The organism is Amycolatopsis thailandensis, from assembly GCF_002234405.1.
GTDB classification, from domain to species: domain Bacteria; phylum Actinomycetota; class Actinomycetes; order Mycobacteriales; family Pseudonocardiaceae; genus Amycolatopsis; species Amycolatopsis thailandensis.
Map to the genome: position 1 here is coordinate 1 of NZ_NMQT01000135.1, position 7,614 is coordinate 7,614.

The window sequence follows — 7,614 nt, forward strand, 5'->3', positions numbered from 1 at the left end:
CGACCACCCGACCCCGGCGGCGCTCGCGGCGCACCTCGGCACGCTGCTGTTCCCCGAAGTGGCGGTGCCGGACGAGGCGCGGCTGCGGCGGGCCCTGGCCGGCGCGTCGCTCGACCGGTTCCGGGAACTGGGCGTGCTGGAGGCTCTGGTGAAGCTGGCCGAAGAGGTGCCTTCGTCTGTCGTGGAGCCCGCTGTCGAGTCCATCGACGATCTGGATGTGGTGGACCTGATCAGCCGGGCGATGTCGAGTTCCGAGGGCTGACGGGGACTTTCCCCGCATTGGACGCTGTGAAGGGCGCTTTCCCCGCATGCCGTGCGGGGAAAGCGCCCTTCACGGTCTTTCTGGGCCGGTGCCAGGCCGGTGATCCGCCGCCCCAGTAGGCAGCGCGCCATACTGGACTTCATGACTCCAGCGAACCGCCCGGACGTCCACTTGAGGGCGTTCACCGAGGCCGACCTCGCCTTTCTCGACCGCCTCTGCACGGATCCCGATGCGCTCGGCGAGTTCGACTGGCCCGGATTCGGTGATCCGAGGGCACGCCGCAAGCGATGGGAGATCGACGGGTACATCTCCGCCGAGTCCGCAGCGGTGGCGATCGCGCGGGCCGACGACACGGTGATCGGCATCGTCTCCTGGAAGCCCCGCGGCTTCCCCTCGGGTGTCACCTACGAGATCGGCGTGGGGGTGCTGCCCGAGCATCGCGGACAGGGAGTGGGCACGATGGCGCAGCAGCTGCTCGTGGACTACCTGTTCGGCCGCACGACCGCGAACAGAATCGAAGCCCTCACCAATGGCGGCAACCTCGGCGAGCAGAAGGCCCTCGAACGCCTGGGATTCCGCCGGGAAGGGGTCATGCGCGACAGGTCCTTCTACCACGGCGAGTATGTCGACGTGCTCGTCTACGGCCTGCTCCGCTCAGAGCATCGTCCCGGAACGCCATGAGTACTCCTCCCAACCTGTTCAGAGTGAGGTTGGAAAGGCTCAGTTGCGATTCGCAAGCGACATATGCAACTCGCCGCCATAAATCGAAATATCTTCAATCCACTTTTCGGAAACTGTTTCACATTCGCGCTATCACCACATGGTCATCCACGGTCAATCCGGCTGGACAGTCCGCCTCGCAGCCGACGGCAGTCCTGAGTTCGTTCCGCCGCAGTACCTCGACCCACTACAGAAGCCACGCCGCTGAACCCGAGGGAGCCCGCCACCGCCACCGGCGACGGGCCCCTCGGCATGCCCACACTCAGGTGATCGCCCGCCACGGCCCGGGCCTCTTTAGTTCTTCTCAAAGGTTTCCTTTAATCGTGTCGTCATGCGCGATATCGCGTAGGCGACCCTGAGCTGAATGGGATTTCAGACTGGTCGGCGACTTCGACAAGCATCGGAACAACCGATCGAACAGCCAGGCCACTCGCTCGTCGGCCTCAGATACTGCGCGAGCCATGGTCCGCCAGGTCGTATCGGTGAAAGGGAATCGTGAGTGGTCAAGGCAGTTTAGCGTCCGATTTATGTCCGAATGGGCTATTCTGTGTGGGGTCGCGAGTGATAAAGTGCTGTCACTCAGGGGTGTGTGGAAATAGGGACGTTGAATGTCCCTATTTCCACACACCCCCTCAAGTCTTTCGGGTCACCTGGCCGTGACCGGTCCGGTCATACGGGACTGTGTGGATTTCTGAGCGTCCAACGCACCAAAATCCACACAGTGGGTGCCCGAGGTCTGGTGTCGCGCGGAGTCACTGACCCGTTCCGTGGACACGCCTCGCTGCTCACGACCGTCGGTCCGAGCGCCGTCACGGACGCAAGTGGGCCCTCGGTTACCGGCGAATGGGGCCGGGGTGGTGAACAGCGCCCAGGCCGAGCGGCGCCCGCGCCCAGGATGAGGCCATGTCCGAGCTGCGTCCGTCTCGTCCGGTCCGGAGAATCTGATGGCGACACCCGAAGAGCTGGTGACCGCGCTGCGGGAGTCGGTCAAGGAGAACAGCAGGCTGGCCGCGCGCAATCGCGAGCTCGCCGAAGCGGCGAAAGAGCCGGTCGCGATCATCGGCATGGGATGCCGTTACCCGGGCGGGGTCGACTCGCCCGAGGCGTTGTGGGATCTGGTGGCCGACGGCCGCGACGCGGTTTCGGAATTTCCGGAGGACCGCGGCTGGAACCTCGCCGAGCTGTTCCATCCCGACCCCGATCACCCTGGCACGTCCTACGCGCGTGAGGGGGGATTCCTCCACGAGGCCGCCGAATTCGACCCCGAGTTCTTCGGTATCTCCCCGCGTGAGGCGCTCGCGATGGACCCGCAGCAGCGGCTCCTGTTGCAGATCAGCTGGGAGGCGATCGAGCGCGCCGGGCTCGACGCATCGGCGTTGAAGGGCAGTGCGACCGGCGTGTTCGCCGGGATCATGTACCACGACTACGGCTCCGGCGTCACCGAACTGCCCGAAGGCGTCGAGGGCTTTCTCGGCACCGGCACGGCGGGCAGTGTGCTGTCCGGCCGGGTCGCCTACACCTTCGGCTTCGAGGGGCCGGCCGTGTCGGTGGACACCGCCTGCTCGTCGTCGCTCGTGGCCGTCCACCTGGCCGCGCAGGCGTTGCGGTCAGGGGAGTGTTCGCTCGCCCTCGCCGGTGGCGCGACCGTGATGGCCGTCCCGGACACCTTCATCGAATTTTCCCGCCAGCGCGGGCTCGCCCCGGACGGGCGCTGCAAGTCCTTCGGAGCGGGCGCCGACGGCACCGGCTGGGGCGAGGGCGCCGGCGTCCTGGTGCTGGAGAAGCTGTCCGACGCCGTCCGCAACGGACACCGGGTACTCGCGGTCGTCCAGGGCTCCGCGGTCAATTCCGACGGCGCGTCGAACGGGCTCACCGCGCCGAACGGGCCGTCTCAGCAGCGCGTGATCCGCAGCGCCCTGAAGAGCGCGGGACTGTCCACTTCGGACATCGACGTCGTCGAGGCGCACGGCACGGGCACGAAACTCGGCGACCCGATCGAGGCCGACACCTTGCTGGCCACCTACGGCCGCGAACGGGAAAACCCGCTGTGGCTCGGCTCGGTCAAGTCGAACATCGGCCACACGCAGGCCGCGGCCGGGGTCGCCGGGATCATCAAGATGGTCGAGGCGCTGCGCCGCGGCGAACTTCCGCGCACGCTGCACGCCGACGAGCCTTCGCCGCACGTCGCCTGGGATTCCGGCGCGGTCGAACTCCTCACCGAGCACCGGACCTGGCCCGAGACCGGCCGCCCGCGCGCGGCGGCGGTGTCGTCGTTCGGGATCAGCGGTACCAACTCGCACGTCATCCTCCGCCAAGCCCCGGAACCGGCCCCCGCCGAGCGCCACGCGCGAGTCCGGGCCCCCTGGGTGCTTTCGGCCCGCAGTGAGGCCGTCCTTCCCGAGTTGGCGGACCGGCTGCTCCAGACCGGCGGCGACCCCGCCGACATCGCTTGGTCGCTCGCCACCGGCCGGGCGCCGCTGCCGTACCGCGCGGTCGTCACCGGCGCCGACGAGGAAGAACTTCGCGCCGGACTCGGTTCCCTTGCCCGAGGGGAGGCCGCGCCCGGCGTCGTCACCGGCCGCGCGGGCAGCGGCAAGTCGGCGTTCCTGTGCACCGGCCAAGGAGCGCAGCGCCTCGCGATGGGCACCGCGCTCGCGACGGCGTTCCCGGTCTTCGGCGAGGCTTTCGTCCGCGTCGCGGAGCGGCTCGACGCGCACACCGGCTTCAACCTCGCCGAAGTCCTTGCCTGCGAGGACCAGACGAGGATCGACCGGACCGACGTCGCGCAGCCCGCGTTGTTCGCTTTCGAGGTCGCGATGGCCGAACTGGTGCGGTCGTGGGGTGTCGAACCGGACTACCTGCTCGGACACTCCATCGGCGAGCTCGCCGCGGCGTACATCGCCGGTGTGTGGTCGCTCGACGACGCCGCCCGCTTGGTCGCCGCCCGTGGCAGGCTGATGCAGGCACAGCCCTCGGGCGGGGTGATGGTCGCGCTGCAAGCCACCGAAGGGGAACTGGACCTGCCCGACGGCGTGAGCATCGCCGCGATCAACGGGCCCTCCTCGGTCGTGCTCTCCGGCGAGGAAGCCGCTGTCACCGCCGTTCTCGAAGCCTTCCCGGGCCGCCGCGCCAAACGGCTCTCGGTCAGTCACGCCTTCCACTCCGCGATGATGGACGGGATGCTCGACGACTTCCGCGAGGTCGCCGCGAGCGTGACGTACGCCGAACCGCGGATCCCGATCATCGCCGGTGACGTGCGCGACCCGGAGTACTGGGTACGGCAGGTACGCGACGCCGTCCGGTTCGCCGACGGCGTGAAGACCCTGCACGCGCGCGGAGTCCGGCGCTTCGTCGAGATCGGGCCCGACGCCTCCCTGACCGCCCTCGGTGCCGACTGTGTCAGCGACGGCACTTTTATCGCCACCCAAAGGAAAGACCGCGACGAGGCGGCCGCCGCCGATCTCGCGCGGGCGAGGCTCTTCACCGCCGGCGTGCGGCTCGACTGGGCCGGGATCCTCGGCGGCGGTACCCGTGTCGACTTGCCGACGTATCCCTTCCGGCGTGACCGCTTCTGGCTCGCCGCCGCCGATCGGAGCACGCCTCCGGCCAGGCGGTACGAAGTCGTCTGGCGTCCGGTCGAGCCCATGGCGTCACAGGAAGCCTGGACGGTCTACGCGCCCGAACACCACGCATGGGCGGAAGCCGCCGCGAAGGCACTCGACGCGCCCCTGGTGACGGAGATTCCGGAGACCGGGCCGGTCCTCGCCTTCCCGCCGGACGCCGCCGCGCTCGCCGCCCTTCTGCGGGATTCCCCGGCGAAGATCTGGTGCGCCACCAGCGATCCCGGCGTCGCCGCCGTCGCGCGGGTCGCGGCGATCGAGCAGCCTCGCCGCTGGGGCGGCTGCGTGATCCTGCCCGAAGAGACCGCCGCCGCCCGCCTCAAGGACGTGCTCGGTGGTCCGGAGGACGAGGTCGCCATCCGCGAGGACGGGATCTTCGCCCGCCGGTTCGTTCCCGCCGCTCCCGCGCCCACCACGGCCTGGACCACCTCCGGCACCGCGCTGATCACCGGCGGCACCGGGGCGCTGGGCTCGCTCGTCGCCGAACGGCTGATCCGCGCCGGAACCGAACACGTGGTGCTCCTTTCGCGGCGCGGAGAGAACGCGCCCGGAGCGGCGGAACTCCGCCAAAAACTGGAGGATTTCGGCGCCCGCGTCAGCATCCACGCCTGCGACGCCGCCGACCGCGACGCACTGTCCACAGTGGTCAGCAGTCTCGACGACCTCAAGCTGGTCGTGCACACCGCAGGCGTCCTCGACGACGCCCTGCTCGACGACGTCACTCCGGAGCGGTTCGAAGCCGTAGCCCGGCCCAAGGTGACCGCCGCGCGGCATCTGCGTGAGCTTACGAAGGATCTCGACGCGCTGGTGCTGTTCTCCTCCGTCGCCGGGGTGCTCGGCAACGGCGGCCAGGCCGCCTACGCCGCCGCGAACGCGGAACTCGACGCGCTCGCGACCCAGTGGCGGGCCGAAGGGGTCAAGGCCGTGTCGATCGCGTGGGGCCCGTGGGCCGAGGGCGGGATGGCCGAGGCGGTCGACGACGCCGTTCGCCGCAAGGGTTTGCGCCCGATGACCCCCGAAGCCGCGGCGGAGGAGTTCGTCCGGGCGATCGCCGCGGACGACACCTGGGTCACCGTCGCCGACTTCGACTGGCCGTCGTTCTTCGAGGACTTCCGTGCCGCGCCGATGCTCGCCGAGCTGCCCCGGCCGGAAGCCGCGGCCGCCGAAGCGCCGGTGGCGGATCTGCGGTCGCGGCTGACCGGGCTGATCGAGCCGGAACAGCGGCGCCTGCTGCTGAAGGTCGCCCGCGAGACCGTCGCCCGGGTGCTCGGCCATCCGGACACCTCGGCGATCGGGCCGGACCGCGCGTTCACCGAACTCGGCTTCGACTCGCTGACCGCGGTCGAACTGCGCAACCGTCTCGACGCCGCGACCGGCCTCGCCGTGCCCGCGACGCTCGTCTTCGACCATCCGACCCCGCAGGCCCTCGCCGCCTACCTCTGGCAGGAACTGGCGGGCGCCGAACAAGACCTGGAAGAGCTGCTCGACGGGCTGGAAGCCGCGCTCGGCCGCCTCGACCCGGGCAGCGACGAGCACAGCAAAGCGGGCGCCCGCCTGCGGAAACTCGCCGAGAGCCTGGACGGGCCCGGCTTCGCGCCGTCTTCGGACGACGAACTCTTCGCCTTCATTGACCAGCAACTCGGCGCTTGAGCCGGGTGCACGCGACCTCGACCGATGAGTGGGGACACCGTGGGTGAGAACGACAAGCTTCGCGACTACCTGACGCGAGTCACCGGCGAGCTGCAGCGCACGCGCGGCAGGCTGGCCGCGCTGGAGGACCGCGCCGCCGAACCGATCGCGATCGTCGGCATGGGCTGCCGGTTCCCGGGCGGCGTCCGCACGCCGGAGCGGTTCTGGGAACTGCTGACCGCCGGGGAGCACGGCATCACCGGGTTCCCCGAAGACCGCGGCTGGGACGTCGGCGCGCTCGTCGACCCGGATCCGGACCATCTGGGCACCAGCTATGTCGATCGAGGCGGTTTCGTCGACGGCGCCGGAGAATTCGACCCCGAGTTCTTCGGCATCTCGCCGCGCGAGGCCGTCTCGATGGACCCGCAGCAGCGGCTGCTGCTGGAGACGTCGTGGGAGGCGCTGGAACGAGGCGGGATCGACCCCGCGTCGCTGTCCGGCAGCCGTGCCGGGGTCTTCGTCGGCACCAACGGCCAGGACTACGGCCGCGACCTGCCCAAGGGCGTCGAAGGCGTCGAGGGCTACCTAGGTACCGGTATCTCCGGCAGTGTCCTTTCCGGACGGATCTCCTACGTCCTCGGGCTGGAAGGCCCGTCGGTCACCGTCGACACGGCGTGCTCGGCGTCGCTGGTCACGTTGCACCTCGCCGTCCGCGCGCTGCGCGCGGGGGAGTGCGATCTCGCGCTTTCCGGTGGTGCCACCGTGATGGCGAGCCCGGACGCGTTCATCGAGTTCTCCCGCCAGCGCGGTCTCGCGCGCGACGGGCTGGTCAAGGCGTTCGCCGCCGGGGCCGACGGCACCGCCTGGGGCGAGGGCGCCGGCATGATCGTGCTGGAGCGCCTTTCCGACGCCCGGCGCAACGGGCACCCGGTCCTCGCCGTCGTGCGCGGTTCCGCGGTCAACCAGGACGGCGCGTCCAACGGCCTCACCGCGCCCAACGGTCCGTCACAGCAGCGCGTCATCCGCCAGGCGCTCGCCGACGCTCGACTGTCCACAAAGGATGTCGACGTCGTCGAGGCGCATGGCACCGGCACGACCCTGGGTGACCCGATCGAGGTCCAGGCCCTGCAAGCGACGTATGGCCGCGACCGTGGTGAACGCGGCCCACTGCTGCTCGGGTCGGTGAAGACCAACATCGGCCACACCCAGGCCGCCGCCGGTGTCGCCGGGATCATCAAGATGGTCCTGGCCCTGCGCAACGGGATCCTGCCCGCGAGCCTGCACATCGACGCGCCGAGCCCGCAGGTCGACTGGTCGCCGGGCTCGATCGAGCTCCTGTCGTCCGCGCGCCCGTGGCCGGAAGGGGAGACCCGCCGGGCGGGC

Annotated in this window: 3 protein-coding genes and 1 pseudogene; all 4 read left to right on the top strand. The window is 70.0% G+C overall.

Annotated features, from left to right (window positions below):
• A partial coding sequence (locus tag CFP71_RS44410) for a hypothetical protein (RefSeq protein ID WP_167406385.1) occupies positions 1-262 on the top strand: 262 nt, incomplete at its 5' end.
• Between the two features lie 141 nt (positions 263-403).
• On the top strand, positions 404-943 hold the full coding sequence (locus tag CFP71_RS35200; protein ID WP_244199955.1) for a GNAT family N-acetyltransferase: 540 nt from the start codon (positions 404-406) through the stop codon (positions 941-943).
• A gap of 983 nt (positions 944-1,926) precedes the next feature.
• Positions 1,927-6,252 (top strand): annotated as a pseudogene (locus CFP71_RS45460) (type I polyketide synthase); the annotation flags it as partial.
• A 39-nt stretch (positions 6,253-6,291) separates the two neighbouring features.
• On the top strand, positions 6,292-7,614 hold a 1,323-nt coding region (locus CFP71_RS35210; protein WP_208636102.1), incomplete at its 3' end, for a type I polyketide synthase.